This is a genomic window from Caulobacter radicis (assembly GCF_003094615.1).
GTDB lineage: Bacteria > Pseudomonadota > Alphaproteobacteria > Caulobacterales > Caulobacteraceae > Caulobacter > Caulobacter radicis.
Window position 1 is genome coordinate 113,213 of record NZ_QDKO01000042.1, and the last position, 15,928, is coordinate 129,140.

At 65.4% G+C, this 15,928-nt stretch carries 13 protein-coding genes; 2 read left to right on the plus strand and 11 right to left on the minus strand.

Annotated features, from left to right (window positions below; translation table 11 throughout):
- Window positions 1–367 precede the first annotated feature (367 nt).
- The 3 genes from DDF62_RS22490 to DDF62_RS22500 are packed head-to-tail and all read right to left on the minus strand — an operon-like array spanning window position 368 to window position 3,167.
- Entirely contained in the window at window positions 368–1,159 is a 792-nt protein-coding gene (locus DDF62_RS22490) for a kinase (protein ID WP_116491178.1), read from the minus strand.
- Window positions 1,149–2,120, minus strand: coding sequence for a 2-hydroxyacid dehydrogenase (locus DDF62_RS22495; protein ID WP_116491179.1), 972 nt, complete (start codon window positions 2,118–2,120; stop codon window positions 1,149–1,151). Before DDF62_RS22495 ends, DDF62_RS22490 begins: the two co-directional genes overlap by 11 nt.
- 18 nt (window positions 2,121–2,138) lie before the next feature.
- Window positions 2,139–3,167, minus strand: coding sequence for an aldo/keto reductase (locus DDF62_RS22500; protein ID WP_116491180.1), 1,029 nt, complete (start codon window positions 3,165–3,167; stop codon window positions 2,139–2,141).
- Window positions 3,168–3,319: 152 nt separating this feature from the next.
- Here DDF62_RS22500 and lldD point away from each other — a divergent pair, with 152 nt between their 5' ends.
- Entirely contained in the window at window positions 3,320–4,459 is a 1,140-nt protein-coding gene (gene lldD, locus DDF62_RS22505) for an FMN-dependent L-lactate dehydrogenase LldD (RefSeq protein ID WP_116491181.1), read from the plus strand.
- Window positions 4,460–4,509: 50 nt separating this feature from the next.
- Here the strand turns inward: lldD and DDF62_RS22510 are convergent, their stop codons facing one another.
- The 8 genes from DDF62_RS22510 to DDF62_RS22545 all read right to left on the minus strand — a co-directional run bounded on the left by DDF62_RS22510 (window position 4,510) and on the right by DDF62_RS22545 (window position 12,772).
- On the minus strand, window positions 4,510–5,355 hold the full coding sequence (locus DDF62_RS22510; protein WP_116491182.1) for a fumarylacetoacetate hydrolase family protein: 846 nt from the start codon (window positions 5,353–5,355) through the stop codon (window positions 4,510–4,512).
- Window positions 5,356–5,365: 10 nt separating this feature from the next.
- Window positions 5,366–6,106 (minus strand): SDR family oxidoreductase, encoded by a 741-nt coding sequence (locus DDF62_RS22515; RefSeq protein WP_116491183.1) that lies wholly within the window; start codon window positions 6,104–6,106, stop codon window positions 5,366–5,368.
- A 14-nt stretch (window positions 6,107–6,120) separates the two neighbouring features.
- The gene (locus DDF62_RS22520; protein ID WP_116491224.1) at window positions 6,121–6,468 is read right to left on the minus strand and encodes an L-rhamnose mutarotase; all 348 of its coding nucleotides are present in this window, start codon (window positions 6,466–6,468) and stop codon (window positions 6,121–6,123) included.
- A 102-nt stretch (window positions 6,469–6,570) separates the two neighbouring features.
- A complete protein-coding gene (locus tag DDF62_RS22525) occupies window positions 6,571–7,284 on the minus strand; it encodes a GntR family transcriptional regulator (protein WP_116491184.1) in 714 nt (237 codons plus the stop codon).
- A 70-nt stretch (window positions 7,285–7,354) separates the two neighbouring features.
- Window positions 7,355–9,454, minus strand: coding sequence for a right-handed parallel beta-helix repeat-containing protein (locus DDF62_RS22530; protein WP_208866917.1), 2,100 nt, complete (start codon window positions 9,452–9,454; stop codon window positions 7,355–7,357).
- On the minus strand, window positions 9,451–10,305 hold the full coding sequence (locus DDF62_RS22535; RefSeq protein ID WP_116491185.1) for an amidohydrolase family protein: 855 nt from the start codon (window positions 10,303–10,305) through the stop codon (window positions 9,451–9,453). The genes DDF62_RS22530 and DDF62_RS22535 overlap by 4 nt, the downstream gene beginning before the upstream one ends.
- 2 nt (window positions 10,306–10,307) lie before the next feature.
- Entirely contained in the window at window positions 10,308–11,630 is a 1,323-nt protein-coding gene (locus tag DDF62_RS22540) for an MFS transporter (RefSeq protein ID WP_116491186.1), read from the minus strand.
- Window positions 11,627–12,772 carry a mandelate racemase/muconate lactonizing enzyme family protein gene (locus DDF62_RS22545; protein WP_116491187.1) on the minus strand — a complete coding sequence of 382 codons (1,146 nt, stop codon included), beginning with the start codon at window positions 12,770–12,772 and terminating at the stop codon, window positions 11,627–11,629. Before DDF62_RS22545 ends, DDF62_RS22540 begins: the two co-directional genes overlap by 4 nt.
- 228 nt (window positions 12,773–13,000) lie before the next feature.
- Between DDF62_RS22545 and DDF62_RS22550 the strand changes: the two genes are divergently transcribed.
- Entirely contained in the window at window positions 13,001–15,808 is a 2,808-nt protein-coding gene (locus DDF62_RS22550) for a TonB-dependent receptor (RefSeq protein WP_116491188.1), read from the plus strand.
- Window positions 15,809–15,928: the final 120 nt, after the last annotated feature.

The window sequence follows — 15,928 nt, forward strand, 5'->3', positions numbered from 1 at the left end:
GCCTCGAGAGGCCGACGCCGAGCCCTGCCTCTCAGTCGGCCTTTTCAAGACGGTTGACTATGCGCGCGTCATTGTCGGGACGACAACTGAAGTCGTCACTTTCAGAGTTTACGCTGGCTGTTTCGGGCGGCGGTGGCGTCGTGAAGCCGGGCTGAACCGGTTCAAAGTGCGCCAAAGCCCCCCCAAACTACGCAGCCACGTAGCGGCTAACGCCAGGGAGGAACTCGGCTCATCCTTGCGTAGCGACGTCGCGTCCACCAAACATCAGGCGCCCGTGGCGAACCTGCTGGCATGACGACAAGCGCTTGCCCCCATTTACTAAACGCCTCGTTTTTCGCAGGACGTGCGCGCCGTCGAAAGGGATGTCTCATAGACTGACATCTAAGCTGCGCGATGCATCAAGCCGAACGGACAGATCCGCGCGAGCGGGCATTTCAGACCAGATATGGCGGGTCAGCCGTTCATAGTGGCTGACGAAGCGAGCAAGACGCGGCCCGTCCATGGCGCCGCCCAATCCGCCGGCTTTGTGCTGCAGCGCTTCTTCTTGCTCAGTGCGCCAGCGCAGGACTGTCGGCCAATTCGGCGGTATCATCAGCGTCAGCGCGTCAATCTTCTCAAACAGAGCACGATAGGCGCCGCCAAGCGCGGCATTGACATAGCAGCGCCATACGCCATCCGGATCCTCGTTGGCTTCCAGTAGATTGACGGGTGCGGCCAGCGCCTCCACATCCTGCGGCGCCGCCCCTACGCACCAGCCTTCGAAGATCAGCAGTTCGCTGTCGCGCGGCGCGCGCGGCCACACCGCCATTGGGGCGCGGTCGTCGACCGCCTTGTCGAAGCGCGGTAGCAATGCGGGCTCGCCAGCCGACAACGCCGCGATCGTTTCAACGCCCAGCCCGACATCGTGGGTGCCGGGCACGCCGCGAGTCTCAAAAAGAGGATGCACCTCGCGCGCCAGCCGGCGTCGCTCAGACTGCGTGAGGTAGATATCGTCCAGCGACAGCACAGCACTGCGCGGGAAGCGCCCGGAAAGTCGTGCGGCGATTGTGGACTTGCCGCTGCCTTGCGCCGCGCAAAGCCCCAGCACCAAGGGCTTGGCGTGCCGACGCCGCGCGAGTCGGTCCGCGATCAGCGCGGCAATGGGTTCTTCAGGCGACACGGTCCGCAGGCTCCTCTCCTCGGAAGAAGGCCTCGAGATTGGCGGCGGCGCGCATCCCCATCGCCGAGCGGGCCTCAATCGTGGCGCTGCCGAGATGCGGCAACAGCACCGCGCGCGGATGGGCCAGCAGTTGCGGATGCACCGCCGGTTCGTGCTCATAAACATCAAGGCCGACGGCCGCGATCCTCCCCACAGTCAGCGCTCCGGCCAGGGCCGCTTCGTCGATCACCGATCCGCGCGCGGTGTTCACCACGACCGCATGCGGCTTCATCGCCGCCAGCAACGCCGCATCGACCAGATGGTGGGTGTCGTCACCGCCAGGCACGTGCAGAGAGAGGATGTCGCATTCGGCGGCCAACGCTTGAGGCGAAGCCGCGCGGCTAGCGCCCAGCGCCGCCTCCACGTCGGGGGACGCGGGCGTTCGACTGGCGTAACGGACCCGCAGTCCCAGCCCCCGCGCCTTGGCGGCGGTCGCCTGGGCAATTCGGCCAAAGCCCACCAGTCCCAACGTCCGCCCCGCCAATCCCTGTCCGATGAGGTGCGACGGGCGCCAGCCGCTCCAGGCCCCGGCGCGTAGCTCGCGTTCACCCTCGCTAGCGCGGCGGCTGGCCATCAGCATCAGCAGGATGGCGATTTCCGCTGTCGCTTCGGTCAGCACGTCGGGCGTGTTGGTAACGACGACGCCTGCGGCGCGCGCCGCATCGAGATCGATATGGTCAACGCCCGCGCCGTAGTTCGCTATGATCCGCACGCGGCGACCGGGAGCGGCCAGCAGGGCCGCATCGATACTGTCGGTGATCGTCGGCATCAGCGCGTCGTAATCCGCCATGGCGCGCGCCAGTCCCTCCGCCCCGAGCGGTCGATCATCGGCGCTGAGCGTGGTGCGCCAGGCTGCGGCGAGGTGCTGTTCCACCGGGTCGGGCAGGCGGCGAGTGACGCACAGCGAAGGCATGTCGGTCATGAGGCGTCGATCCTGAGGTCAATGAAATGGCAGCGGGGCGTCCCCCCGCAGCAAACCTTCGTCGCGCATCTCGGTCCAGAACTCGGCCGGTATGGCCAGATCGAACCAGTCGAGCGTCTGGCGAGCTTGATTGGCGTCGCCCAGTCCGGGCAAGACGCAGGCGACAGCGGGATGGGCAAGAGGGAACTGCAGCGCCGCCGCAGCCAGCGGTACGCCGTGCGCGTCGGCCAGCTCTTCCATCCGGCGCACGCGGCCAACGACGCCGTCGGGCGCCTCGCCATAATTGTAATGCGCTGCGCCACGCCGCGTACCACTGGCCAGGATGCCGCTGTTATACGGGCCGCCGGCGATCACTGTCACGCCGGCTGAAATACAGGCTGGAAACAACCTGTCGAGCGGTGTCTGTTCCAGCAGCGTGTAGCGGCCGGCGAGCAGGATCGCATCCAGCGGCGCGGCTTGAATCGCATCATGGCATACCGCGATCTCGTTCACGCCCAAGCCGAAGCCGTCGATCGCCCCTTCGTCGCGCAACCTTTCGAGCGCCGCAAACCCGCCGCCGCGGGTCAGTTGGTTCCAGTAGTGTTCATGCCGGTCTCCGTGGACCATCTTGCCGATATCGTGGACCAGCAGCAGGCCGATGCGGGCCAGGCCCAACCGATGAAGGCTAGCTTCGAACGAGCGCAGAACGCCATCGCCGGTGTAATCGTAGTGCGGCGAAAAGGGCATGGCGGAAAAGAAACCATCACGCTCACGATCGTCTATAACGCCTTCGTCGGGCATCATGAGCCGGCCCACCTTGGTGGAGACAAGTACATCCGGGCGGCCGCGCAATGTGTCGCCGACCCGGCGCTCGCTTAGACCTCGGCCATAGTGAGGCGCTGTGTCGACATAGATGACGCCGCCATCAAGCGCGGCCTTGATCGCCGCCTGAGCCGTGCCATCGTCAATGCGCCGAAACAGCCCCCCAATCACCGATGCGCCCAAGCCGAGGCGCGGCAGCCGCAGCCTCGACGAAGAGCCCTGCAGTCGTTCAGCGCTCGCGTCCATGCCTCACCCCATCTCTTTTGCCTTCACACAAGATATCTCTTGCGCTTAAAAATTCCACCTGAGACAGATAACTGATATCTCATCAGCACATTTCGCACTGTTGGCGGCGTGTTGTCGAGCGCCTAACGGCGCGAATTTGTGGAGGGCAGCCCTTGGCGATCGTTTCGTCTCCGCTTGATTTCCGACGAACCGCGCGGTCGCGCTTGCCACGCTTCCTGTTTGAATATGCTGATGGCGGCGCCGGCGCGGAAATGACGCTGCGCGCCAATGTCGATGATCTTCAGCGGATCGGCCTGCGCCAGCGCGTGCTGCGCGACGTGGCGGATATCGACCTGTCGGCGAACCTGCTCGGCGCAAGGCGGCCATTGCCCTTGGCGCTAGGACCAATCGGAATCGGCGGCATGTTCCGTCGGCGTGGCGAGCTGCAGGCGGCGCGGGCGGCAACGGCAGCAGGGCTACCTTTTACACTGTCCACCGTCGGGCTCTGTTCGCTGCAGGAAGTGCGGGCGGCCACTTCGGGGCCGTTGTGGTTCCAGCTCTATGTCATCCGCGACCGCGCCTTCATGGCCGACCTGATAGCGACGGCGAAAACACAGGGGGCGGAAGCACTGGTTTTCACCGTCGACATGCCCGTGCCCGGATCGCGCTATCGCGACGCCCATGCCGGGATGGCGGGGCCGCATGCGCCGCTGCGCCGCCTAGCCCAGGCAATCGGGCGCCCGGGATGGGCGTGGGACGTAGGTCTGCGGGGCCGCCCGCACCAACTGGGCAATTTGGCGCCCGTGCTGGGACAAGCCTCAGGTATGAGCGACTACATGGGGTGGCTGGGCGCCAATTTTGATCCGTCGATCGCGTGGGCCGATATCGGATGGCTTCGCGCTGCCTGGGACGGACCGCTGATCATCAAGGGCGTTCTTGATCCCGACGACGCCCGCGCCGCAGTCGATGCGGGCGCAGACGCCATCGTCGTATCGAACCATGGCGGGCGCCAGCTCGACGGTGCGTCCTCTACCGCCAAAGCCCTTCCGGCGATCGCCGATGCGGTGGGAGAACGCGTCGCCGTGCTGGCCGACTCTGGAGTGCGAACGGGGCTCGACGTGGTGCGCATGCTGGCGCTCGGGGCAGATGGCGTACTGCTCGGCCGCGCCTGGCTCTATGCGCTGGCGACCGATGGGGAGACGGGGGTGGCCACGCTGATCGCGTTGATCGAAAAGGAAATGCGTGTCGCCATGGCCCTGACCGGGGTGAACAGCATCGCCCAGATCGACCGCTCCATCCTGCTGGAAGGATGACGGCGATACGCCCGACCGGCTGAATGTCGGCCGGGCGTATCGCCGTCCGCTCAGGTCGCCGGGACGAACCTCTGCTGCTGCTCGCCCAGCTTTTCGATGCCCAGTCGCACGGTCTGGCCAGCGCGCAGATAGACGGGCGGCTTCTGACCGAGGCCGACACCTTTGGGCGTGCCGGTGGAGATGATGTCGCCCGGCTCCAGGGTCATGAACTGGCTGCAATAGGAAACCAGTTCGTCGACGGCGAAGATCATGTCGGCGGTGTTGCCGTCCTGATAGCGATGGCCGTCCACCTCCAGCCAAAGTCCCAGCGCCTGCGGATCACCCACTTCATCGGCGGTGACCAGCCAGGGGCCGATCGGGCCGAAGGTGTCGCAACCCTTGCCCTTGTCCCATGTTCCGCCGCGCTCGGTCTGGAATTCCCGCTCACTGACGTCATGGACCACGCAGTAGCCGGCGACGTGGGCCAACGCGTCCTCGCGCGCCAGATACCGGCCGCGCGCGCCGATAACCACGCCCAGTTCGACCTCCCAGTCGGTCTTTTGCGACCCGCGGGGTATTTCAACATCGTCATTGGGACCGACGACCGCGCTGGTCCACTTGCCGAACACCACCGGCTCCTCCGGGATGGGCAGGTTGCTCTCGGCCGCATGGTCGCGATAGTTGAGGCCGATGCAGACGAACTTGCCGGGGCGCGCGATGCACGAGCCCAGCCGAGGTTGCCCCTCCACCAACGGCAGCGTTGCAGGATCCAGGGCGGCGATTGCGGCCAGGCCGTTCGCCGTCAGCCGCTCGCCGCCCAGATCGCCCATCGCCTCAGGCAGCGCCCGGATACGTCCGTCGGCGTCGAGAAGGCCGGGACGCTCACGCCCCGGCTCGCCGTAGCGAAGCAATTTCATGGTCTAACTCCTAGTTGACCCAACCGCCGTCGATGACCTGGACGGCGCCGGTGATGAAGGCGGCCTCGTCGCTCGCCAGATAGAGAAACAGCGAGGCGATTTCCTCGGCGCGGCCGAGGCGCCCCATCGGCTGGCGCGACACGAAAGCGGCATGCGCCTCATCGACCGAAATACCCTGCGCCGCCGCCTGGGCGATGACCCGCTCACGCAAAGAAGGTGTCTCGATCGTTCCGGGGCAGACCGCATTGCAGCGCACCCCTTGGCCTACGTAGTCCATCGCCACGCTCTTGGTCAGGCCGATCACCGCCGCCTTGCTTGCGCCGTAGGCGAACCGGCCCGGCACCGCCTTCACGCTTGAGCAGATCGAGCTCATGTTGATGATCGAGCCGCCGCCCTTTTCCAGCATCCCCGGCAAGAAGGCCCGGATCATGCGGTAGCAGGCGTGGACACTGAGATCGAAGGACAGCGCCCAGTCGGGCTCCTCGCATTGCAGTACGGTGCCGGCATGGACGAAGCCGGCGACATTGGCCAGCACGTCCGCCGCGCCGATCCGATCCGGCAAGGCGGCGATCGCCGCGACGTCGCGCAGATCGATGGCGATGCGCTCGACGCCGTCGACCGTCTCTAGCGCGGCCGCATCTCGATCCAGCGCCCAGACGCGTGCGCCCTCATCGCGAAATCGTTCGGCCGTCGCGCGGCCGATGCCTTGCGCCGCGGCGGTGACGATCGCGGTCTTGCCTTCAAGCCTCATGCTCTTCTTCTCCCCTATTCCCATGGATGGTCGCTCTGGCGAAAGATGCAGGGCATCTCCGCCCAGCCGTCGTGGCCTGGGAGCGGCCGTTGGAGCGCCTTCATGTGCCGATGCCACTCGATCAGAGCCGGATCGGACTGCGCTTCCCGGTCAAGCCCCTCGGGATCGAAGGTGTCGGTAACGTCCATCACCATCATCAGCCGATTGCCGACGCGATAAATCGCCAGCTCGGCGACGCCGTGGCGGCGCTGCGAGGCGAGGACGGCGGGCGGCGTGCTGCCTGGACTGTGCGCCTTTTCATAGGCGGCGATCGCGGCGGGGTCGCCGTCGAGATCGATCGTGCGGACGAACCGGCGCGTCATGGCGCGCTCCTTCGCCCGATAGCCCGGCAAGGACGGGTCGGCTTCATCATAGTCTCCGGTCGTTACAAACGCGGACGGCGGGTCCGCTGGCGGCTTGAGTGCTCAGACCATGCCGAGTATCCGCTGGAGCGCGGCCTGGAAGTGGAGCGCCAGTGCGGCTTCCGCCGCGACGGGGTCGCGGTCCTGGCAGGCCTCCAACACGTCGAGGTGTTCACGTATGGTGCGGACCACCCTGGGAGCCGTCGCCGTCAGGTCGAGCCGGATCAGAGCCACGTAGTTCTTGAGCCGCCGGGCCGTCGTCTCGATCATCGGATTGCGCAGGGCGGCGATCATGCTGCCATGGAACTCCTGCTCCAGCCTCTCCATCTGGACCTTGACGCCCTCGCTCGCTCCCTCCTCGTTCACGCGCTCCAAGAGCTCGCGGTGGGCCTCGATCAGCGCCGCGATGTCGGCGCTGTCGGCTGTCTCTGCGTAAGCGCGCGCAGCCGACCGCTCGATGATCGAGCGGAACTGATAGGTGGAGCGCGCCAACTCCAGGTCGGCTTTCAGGAACTCGATGCCCGATCGCGCATGGATCTTGAGGATGCCTTCGGTTTCCAACACGCGCAGCGCATCGCGCAGCGGCTGGATCGGCAAGTCCAGCAGGCCGGCCAGCTCGCTCTGCGAAATGAACGACCCGGCGGGAACGCGTCGGTCGAACAAGCCTTCCAAAATGCGGCGATAGGCCAGGTCGCCTAGGCGGCGTCCGGAGTCTGCTGGCTCGACGACGACGGCGTTGGCGGAGCGGGTGCGGGCGGAACGGTTGGGCTTGGTCATAACGTCTATCGTTATCGACTTGCGCCGCCCATTTCCACCGGGAGGAGATAATTGATATTTCACTAGCGACTCACTCCGGCTTTGACGGCTCAACGCCTGCCTGATCGATTACTTTACGCGCTGCCCTAGGCCAGGCGTCGCCCCTCACCAGCACGTTGTCGACCGACCGGTTGTTCATGTAGTCGTCCCAGGCGCCAAGCAGGCGACCACTGTTGTACCAGTTGCCGATCGCGAGATTGTCTGTGGTCGTACGATGGGGAAGATAGCCGCCCATGGTGTTGGCGTTCAGCCAGATGCCAGCCCCATCCACGACGTTGCCGCGGACCGTTAGGTAGCGCGACCCTTCGTCGAGATAGAGGCCGATCGCACCGGGCACGTCGTAGATGTAGTTGTCCGCGATCAGCGCGCCCGGATCGGCCGACAGATGATAGATCGCGCCGCCATCGGCGAACCACGTCTTGACCCGGTGAACGCGATTGCCGGTCACCACGGTGTCGCGCAGGATCGTGGGCGTGTCGTAGACGATATTGCCGGGCTGGTCGTAGTAGCCGCGCGTTCGGGTGCGGTAGGCGCCGCTTCCGCCCGGATCGTTGACGCCCCAGCCCCAGCCGATGTCGATCCCGTCATAGGGAGCACGCGACACATCGTTGTGCGTGACGATCGTACCGGCGGCGTAGGTGACGAGGATCGCTGCCTGTTCCTTGTAGTCCTGGGAGACGTTCTCGATCCGGTTGTTGGCGATCACCACGTTGCGCACGCCCATTTCGGGCCGAGGTGGGTGGTGCGCGTCGGGCGTGATGCCGCCCACCATGATCGCCCCGCCGGCCAGATCCGTGAACGTGCTGCGCCGCACTTCCACGCCTGCGGCGCCATAGCCGACGCCGCTGTCGTGGGCCTCCGGATTGTTGCCAACGCCCAAGGCGATCTGTCCCAGGTGGGAGAAATCGACACGGTCGAAGGTTACACGCACGGCGGCGGACACCTGCACGGCCGCCGGCTGCTGGCGCCAGCGGTTGCGCATCGTCTCGAACGCCCAGCATCCCCAGCTACAATCGCGGATTGGATCCTCGGGAAAGCCGGGAATCCAGCCGGCCAGATAGGCGCCGCTCTGCTGGCTGGCATAGCCTTCCGCGCTCGACGGTCCCAGCCAGCTGCTGTGACGGAAGGCGATGCCGGAAAACTGCAGGTCGGTGACCGGCCGGTCATAGCTGCCCGAGATCGACGCCAGCGTTTCCAATCTCGGCAGGACAGCCTCGGTGCGCGCCATATCCTCGCCGGCCCGAGGCTTGTAGTAGAGCTTTCCAGCCGCAGGATCGACGAACCACTGGCCCGGTTCACGGAGGAAGGCGAGCGAGTTGATGAAGAACAGCCGCCCCTTCTCGCCCGCCAGCGTGCGGGCCAGGGTGTCGTAGCCGATCAGGTTGTTGCGCCAACCCGGCTGCTGCATCCGGATCGTGTCGCCTTCCATCCGCTCCACCATCGCGCGGCGATCGGTGAAGAAGCCGGTGTTCTCCACCTCGATCCGCGACGCATCCGGCAGGTCGGCGAGGAAGCGCCACGCGGGATCGACAATGGTCATGCCGGTGGCGGTGAAAGCGAAGGCCGAGCGCGGCGCCTCGACCTGCGCTCGCTGGGCCATTTGATCGCCGACCCATAGGTGACGGGCGTCGAGACCACGCGGCACATTGGCGACCCAGAGGCCGCGGGCCTGGTCGGACAGCGCCCAGCCGGTCACCGCCATGCCCCCTGACACGATCGGTCGCGCCCCGTCCGCCGCCTGCCAGCGGACAATATGCCCGCCTTGGCCGCCATCGGCCGCCGTGAATCGCAGCGGGGTCGTCAGCCGATAGACGCCGTCCGCCAGCGAAACGGTGACGTCGTGCGACCCATTGAGCCTTCGGACAGCCTGTTGCGCGCGCTCGATCGAGTGGAAGGGATGGGCGGACGATCCGTCGCCCGTGTCCGCGCCTTGCGGCGAGACATGGATGACGACCGGCGTGGCCGCAGGCGCTGTCGGCAGCGATATGGCGCTGAAGGCCTTGTGCGAGTCCGGCGCTTCCGCGGACGGCATGGCGGGGATGGCCGGCAGCGGCGGCAACTGCCGCGCCGCGGCGCTCGCCGCGATCAACAGAACGATCGCCGCCGACGACAGGGCAAGATAGCTCTTCATGGCAACTCTCCGGCAAGGGCGTCGGATAGGGACTGGGCATAGAATTCACGCGCGCAGCCCGCGAACAGTCGCTCGCTGGCCGCGCCCGACAGGCCGGCCAGCCGCTTCGCATCCGCCAGCCACTCGGCGTAAGTCGCTCCGAACCGGGTCAGCACCGGCCAGTCGCTGCCCCACATCAGCCGCGCGCCGAAACAGGTCGTCAGATGATCGACATAGGATGCGAGGTCATCGGCGGACTGACCCGGAGCCTGTTCAGTGCGCAGGCCCGACAGCTTGCAATAGACGCCGCGGGCGGCGAGCGCGGCGATGTCGTCACGCCAAGGATCGAGCACGCCGCTGGCGGCGTCGGGTTTGGCGGCGTGATCGATCACCACGGGCAGGTCCGGCCAGCGATCGACGAAGCGGGCCAGCATCGGCAAGTGGCGTGGCTGCGCCAGCGCATCGAGCCGAAGGCCATGCGCGGCCATCGCCGCGATCGCCGGAGCGACCGCGTCCCCCAGCAGCCATTCGCTATCCTCGATCGCCTGGAGCATGGGGCGAAGGGCGCGCATCTTCGGCTGCGCTGCGAGGTGGGCGATCCGCCCGGGCGCATCGGCCGCGGTCAGGTCGACCCAACCGACCACGCCCAGCACCAGCGGTTCGCGCGCGGCCAGCGCCAGCATCCAGTCGGTGTCCGCATCGGTGGGCTGGGACTGGACCAGCACCGCGCCCGCCAGCGCGGCCGGGGCGGTCGCCGCACGCAAATCCCCGGGTCCGAAATCACGGTGCAGCGCAGGCGTTTCCGCCGTCGGCCATTCGTGACCAGGCGTCGCCAGCGACCAGAAGTGTAGGTGCGCGTCGATGACCGTCATGCTCAACGCACCGACCGGATCGGCAGGACCAAGAACGACCCTACCAGCACGAACAGGCCCGACACGACAAACAGCGCGGGGTAGTTGTTTCCGGTGACCGACAGCAACGTCGCCGCCATTACCGGGCTGAGGATCTGCGGGACGTTGACGGCGGTTGTCAGGATGCCAAGGTCCTTGCCGGTCGCGTCCGGCTCACCCAGCTTCGGCTTGGGCAGAACCTGCGTCATCAGCGCCAGGTCCACCGACATGAACGCGCCATAGCCCAGGCCAATCAGCACCGCATAGGCCAACATGCCGCCGGTCGTCGGCGCCAGCAGCGGCATCGTCACCGCCAGCGCCATGATGAGGCTGGAGAGGAAAACCAAAGGCTTGCGTCGTTTGACCCAATCGGACAGCACGCCTGAGCCGAGGCCAGAGATCACCAGCGCGACGAAGGTGATGATCGACATGGTCGCGATCATCGCATTGGCGCGCGACTGGCTAAGCCCGATATGGTCCTGCAGGATGTAGAGCAGGTAGGTCAGGATCGCCTGATACCCCATATAGATCGCGAAGCGGCCGAAGAACGCCCAGGCGAAGTCGGGGTGTTCGCGCGGCGAGATCCAGAAGCCCTTCAGGAAGGCGCCGAGGCGGAAGGGCGGCGCCGGGGCCAGGGCCACGCGGGGTTCTGGATTGATGGCGACGAAAGCCAGGCAGGCGACGATGATCGCGCCGCCGACGATGCCGTAGGCGAGCGGGATGCGATCGGCCAGCGTGCCGGCGAAGAACGTGCCGAAGGAGACGCCAGCGGTCATCGCGCCCCCGACCACGCCCGAGGCCAAGCCACGTTCGGCCGGCGAGAAGCGATCGGCGACCAAGGTCGTGATCGCCGGCTGCATCGAATTGAGCGTCACGACCGAGACCAGCCAGATCGCGGTGATGCCGATGAGGCCCGGCCCGTAAGGGGTCAGGATGATGGCGATCCCGCCGATCGTTCCCCCCACCACGATCCATGGCGTGCGCCGACCGAAACGACCGCGCGTGCGATCCGACAGCGCGCCCGCGATCGGTGTCGTCAGCGTACTGAAGACCGAGGTGATGGCGTAGATGACGCCAAGCGTCTGGGCCTTGTGGGCGGGATCCAGGTTTTGGATCTGGTTCGGCAGAAGCACCCCCAGCGCCGAGGCGTAGAGCGTCAGCAGCGTGAAGAACACCATGCCAAGCGAGACGAGCAGCACCCATTTGGCGCGGCCCGTCACCCAGTGCGTAGCATCGGCCTCGGCGGTCTGCGCGGCCGCGAGGATGGCGGCGGGCTCCTCCACCGGCGGGGTCAGACCAGCGCTCATGCCGGACGCTCCCATCGGGGCGCGGGCGGTAGCGTCGCCTCGGTGAGCGGCTCGGCGGCGCGGTGCTCGCGACGCGCCGTCTCGCTCAGCCGCAAACCGTGGCCGGGGCGATCATGCCCGCGGATCAATCCGTCACGGATGACATAGGGCTCTTCCACGAGGTGCTCGAAATTCTGGAAGCTGTACTCCAGCCAGCGCACGCCCGGCAGCGCCAGCGCCATGTTGACGCCGATCTCCAGCATGCTGTTGCCGAACGTCACCTCGACATTGCGCTCGCCGGCCAGCCAGCCCGCGCGCATCACGTCGCTGACCTGGCCGTGGACGTTCAGCATGTCGCACGCCTCGGCCTCGAGGAGTTTGCGCTTGCCCGTCAGGTCCAGATACTCGCCGCTGTTGACGCGGGTATCGGGGCAGGCCAGCCGCAGTCGGCGCAGTCCGTCGAAATCGTCGCGCGGAATGGGATCCTCGATCCAGTAGATGCGATGGCCGGCGCGGGCGAACAGTTCAAGCGCAGCGCGGGTCTCGGCGGCGGTCCACGCCTCGTTCGCGTCGATCATAACCGGGCGGCCATCGTCACCGGTCGCCTTCTTTAGCAGGTCGAGCCGATGCAGGTCTCGCTCCACCTCCGGATGGCCGACCTTGATCTTGTAGCCGCGATAGCCCTGTTCAGCGGCGCGGCCGAACAGCTCGCTGAAGTCGTGGTCGCTGAGGTGATAGTCCAGTCCGCTAGCATAGGTCGGCACGGTCTCGCGCTTGTCGCCAAGCAGCCGCCATAGAGGCAGGTCCATGGCCTGCGCGAACAGGTCCCAGACGGCGTGCTGGATCGCTTCCTCGAACGGCAGCAGCATGCGGCGCACATTGCCACCGCGCGGCCGCGTCACCTGAAGCGCCAGGGACGCGGGCTCGCGTCCGTCGAGCATCGGAAACGCCTCCTGCCGGAACGCCGCCTCGATCCCGGATTCGGACATCAGCGGCTGGAACAGGATCTGCATGAAACCAAGCCCCGTGCGCCCAGCGTCGTCGATAAGCTCCAGGGCGACCAGGTTCGCCTGGGACGCACTCACCTGCGAATCGCCGACGCGGCGGTCCCGCCGAAACTGGAACCGCGACACGCGGAAATCGGCGATTTTTGCACCCGCCATGATGCCTCCCACCTGAGATATCAATTTTCAAGCCGTGACGACTCGACAAGCCAACTGATCGACTTTTGAGCCTCTCGACTTCCTACAAACATGGAAACGGGTCAATAAGAAAGCTCAAAATCGCCTATTGAAATATCACATGCCGTTTTTGATTGACCAGATGCCGGTATTGAGGTAGCAGAACTCCGAACTTCGGGACTAATCCGAAGCCGAAAAAGGGAGGGATCCATGAAGAAGGTCTACTGGTTGTGTGCTGTCGCAATCGGCGCGCTTTCGACCCATGCGCAGGCGCAGGCGCAGGCTGATCCGGCGGCGACCGAAAGCACGGTCGAGGAGGTTATCGTTACTGGCATCCGCGCCAGTCTGCGGTCGTCCGCAACGATCAAGCGCAACGCTTCGCAGATCGTCGACGCCGTGTCGGCGGAAGACGTGGGCAAGTTCCCCGACGTCAATATCGCAGATTCACTCCAGCGCGTGACCGGGGTGGCAATCGACCGGAACGGCGGCGAGGGTCAGTTCATCACGGTCCGCGGCCTTGGCCCGCAGTTCAACACCGTGCTGGTCAATGGTCGCGTCATGGCAACCGACAATCCGGGCCGCGAATTCTCGTTCGACGTGCTGTCGCCGAACATGATCCAGCGTACGGATATCTTCAAAAGCTCGGTGCCGCAGCTGCAGGAAGGCGGCATCGGCGCGACCGTGAACATCATCACCGCCAAGCCACTGGACGGCAAGTCGGGAGCGCATCTGACACTATCGGCGGGCGGCATGTATGACACGCTTCGTAGCAAGGCGAGCCCCGACCTCGCGGGCGTCGCATCCTTCACCAATCAGGACAAAACCTTCGGGGCGGTGGTGTCGGCGTCATACACCAACCGCTACAGCCAGAGCGATCAGTTCATCATTCACGGTTGGTTGCCGGGCGCGCAAGGGCTCATCAACGGCTCCGCGACTTCGACCGGCCTGGGTCCGTCGAGCCTGATCAACAGCCCCAGCAACATCTTCACGCCGCGCGATTCCACCTTCAACCGGTATCTGGAGAACCGCGAGCGCCTCAACGTCGCCTCAACCGTGCAGGCCGCGCTCAGCGAAAGGTTGCTGTTGACTGTCGACGGCCTCTATTCGAAATTCAACGTCAACAATACAGGCCGCACCTTCGGCGCCTTTTACACGCCGCGCTTTATCGGCCTGACGACCAATAGCAACAATACTGTGGTCGGCTTCAATCGGCCCGGTTCGCAGTTCCTGGCCGCCAACCCTGCACTGACTGATCCGTCGCTCGCCGATCAGCGCGTAACCCTGTCTCAGAACGACAACTACGCTTCCTATGCCAATCGCTTCACCAACAGCTACCAAGTCGGTGCAAATCTGAAATGGAGCGTCACCGACGCTCTCGACCTGAAGCTCGACGTTTCGACCACCGAGGCCAAAAACCGCACCCCCAACGCCTTCGTCGTCGTCGGTTCGCTGGCGCAGACCTCGCCACGATGGGATCTGGGTGCTGGCGCCGACATGCCGATCCTTACGAATCTCGGCCCCATCACCAACCCCGCCCTGATGCGGGCGCACTACACGTCCATAGGCGAGGGCAAGGTTCGCGATCGCGGATCGGAGTTTCACCTCGACGGAGAGTATCGCAACCCGGACGACGGTGTCTTCAGGTCCGTTCTATTCGGCGTCGCCTACAACCAACGCCACAAGGTCCGCAGCAACGCCGACAATTCGGACACGGTCTGCACATACTGCGGCTATGACATCCCCATCCCGACCGCGCTGTTATCGGCCTATACGATGAGCGATTGGCTGCCCAACGCATCGGGCAGCGACAAGGCCCCGGTCAATTTCCTCACCTACGATCCGAAGGCGATCATCGCCTATCTGTCGCAGCCGGCGATCCTCGCCGCCGCGCGGCAGGGCCGCACTGCAGCCCAGCAGGCGGCGGTGGCGGCGACGCAATTGGCCCTGCCTGGCGGCCCGTTCGGCTTACGCGATCGCCCCGGCCAGCTGCTCGACGTGGAGGAGGAGGTGCTCGCCGCCTATCTCAACATTGGCCTTGGCGGCTCGCGCTGGTCGGGCAACGTCGGCTTACGCTTCGCCGATACGGCCGTCCTGTCGAAAGGATTCGGACAGGCGATCCTGGCGATTTCGGTCAATCCCGGCGACGACAATCTGAACTTCACGTTCGCCAACCCAGCCGCCGTCAGCGTCCGCAATCACTACAAGAACCTTCTGCCATCGGCTAACTTTCGCTACGATCTGACCGACAACATGCTGCTTCGCGCAGCAGCGTCGCAGACGGTTACGCGCCCGACCCTGACCGATCTTGGCGTCGACAACAGCTATACGGGGCGTATCACCGCCGCAGTGTCCAGCGGCGGCAACCCGGGCCTGCGTCCATTCAAGTCCGCCAACTATGACCTGTCCTACGAGTGGTATCTCTCGGACGTCAGCTATGTGAGCGTCACCGGCTTCCACAAGAAGTTCTCGGACTTCCTTGAGGCCCAGACGCTGCCCGTTCCGATCGGTCAGTTCACCTTCCAGGACACCCGCACACGCAACGGCGCGACCGGATCGGTTACGGGGCTGGAGGTCGGCGGGCAGCTTTCTGCCGATCAATGGGCCTCCGGCTTCCTCGGCGGCTTCGGCGTGGCGGGCAATTACACCTACGTCAGCAGCAACGCCAAGCGCGCCACATCGACCAACAACAGCTGCGGCTACAACGGGCTGTCGCCCCATTCGGCCAATGGCAGCGTGTTCTACCAGAAGTACGGCGTACAGGCGCGCATGTCCTACAACTGGCGCTCGGCGTTCCTGCGGACCTGTTTTAGCGACTATGGGCAGCCTGAAAATCGCCGCGCCTATGGGCAACTGGACTTCAGCGCCTCCTACGATGTTACGCCGGCGATCCAGGTGTATGTTCAGGGCGTGAACCTTACGAACGAGTACATCTACGACTACTCCGTATTGCAGGAGAGAGTGAAGAACATACAGGACACTGGCTCTCGGTATACTTTCGGAGTTCGCGCTTCATTCTAGCCTCCCCCGCTTGAAATTTTCTTCCTCCCCCGCCTCAGCCCGGTGACAACGTCACCGGGCTGCTTTTTTGCGGCGCTCCAGGGCGCCTTCTTCTTGAAGCAACCCGTGCGCGGCGTGCGA

Excerpts from the sequence above, each read along its gene's own strand:
- DDF62_RS22495 (WP_116491179.1), bottom strand. The coding sequence starts at position 2,120 with ATGACCGACATGCCTTCGCTGTGCGTCACTCGCCGCCTGCCCGACCCG.
- DDF62_RS22500 (WP_116491180.1), bottom strand. The coding sequence starts at position 3,167 with ATGGACGCGAGCGCTGAACGACTGCAGGGCTCTTCGTCGAGGCTGCGG.
- DDF62_RS22510 (WP_116491182.1), bottom strand. The coding sequence starts at position 5,355 with ATGAAATTGCTTCGCTACGGCGAGCCGGGGCGTGAGCGTCCCGGCCTT.
- DDF62_RS22515 (WP_116491183.1), bottom strand. The coding sequence starts at position 6,106 with ATGAGGCTTGAAGGCAAGACCGCGATCGTCACCGCCGCGGCGCAAGGC.
- DDF62_RS22520 (WP_116491224.1), bottom strand. The coding sequence starts at position 6,468 with ATGACGCGCCGGTTCGTCCGCACGATCGATCTCGACGGCGACCCCGCC.
- DDF62_RS22525 (WP_116491184.1), bottom strand. The coding sequence starts at position 7,284 with ATGACCAAGCCCAACCGTTCCGCCCGCACCCGCTCCGCCAACGCCGTC.
- DDF62_RS22530 (WP_208866917.1), bottom strand. The coding sequence starts at position 9,454 with ATGAAGAGCTATCTTGCCCTGTCGTCGGCGGCGATCGTTCTGTTGATC.
- DDF62_RS22535 (WP_116491185.1), bottom strand. The coding sequence starts at position 10,305 with ATGACGGTCATCGACGCGCACCTACACTTCTGGTCGCTGGCGACGCCT.
- DDF62_RS22540 (WP_116491186.1), bottom strand. The coding sequence starts at position 11,630 with ATGAGCGCTGGTCTGACCCCGCCGGTGGAGGAGCCCGCCGCCATCCTC.
- DDF62_RS22545 (WP_116491187.1), bottom strand. The coding sequence starts at position 12,772 with ATGGCGGGTGCAAAAATCGCCGATTTCCGCGTGTCGCGGTTCCAGTTT.
- DDF62_RS22550 (WP_116491188.1), top strand. The coding sequence starts at position 13,001 with ATGAAGAAGGTCTACTGGTTGTGTGCTGTCGCAATCGGCGCGCTTTCG.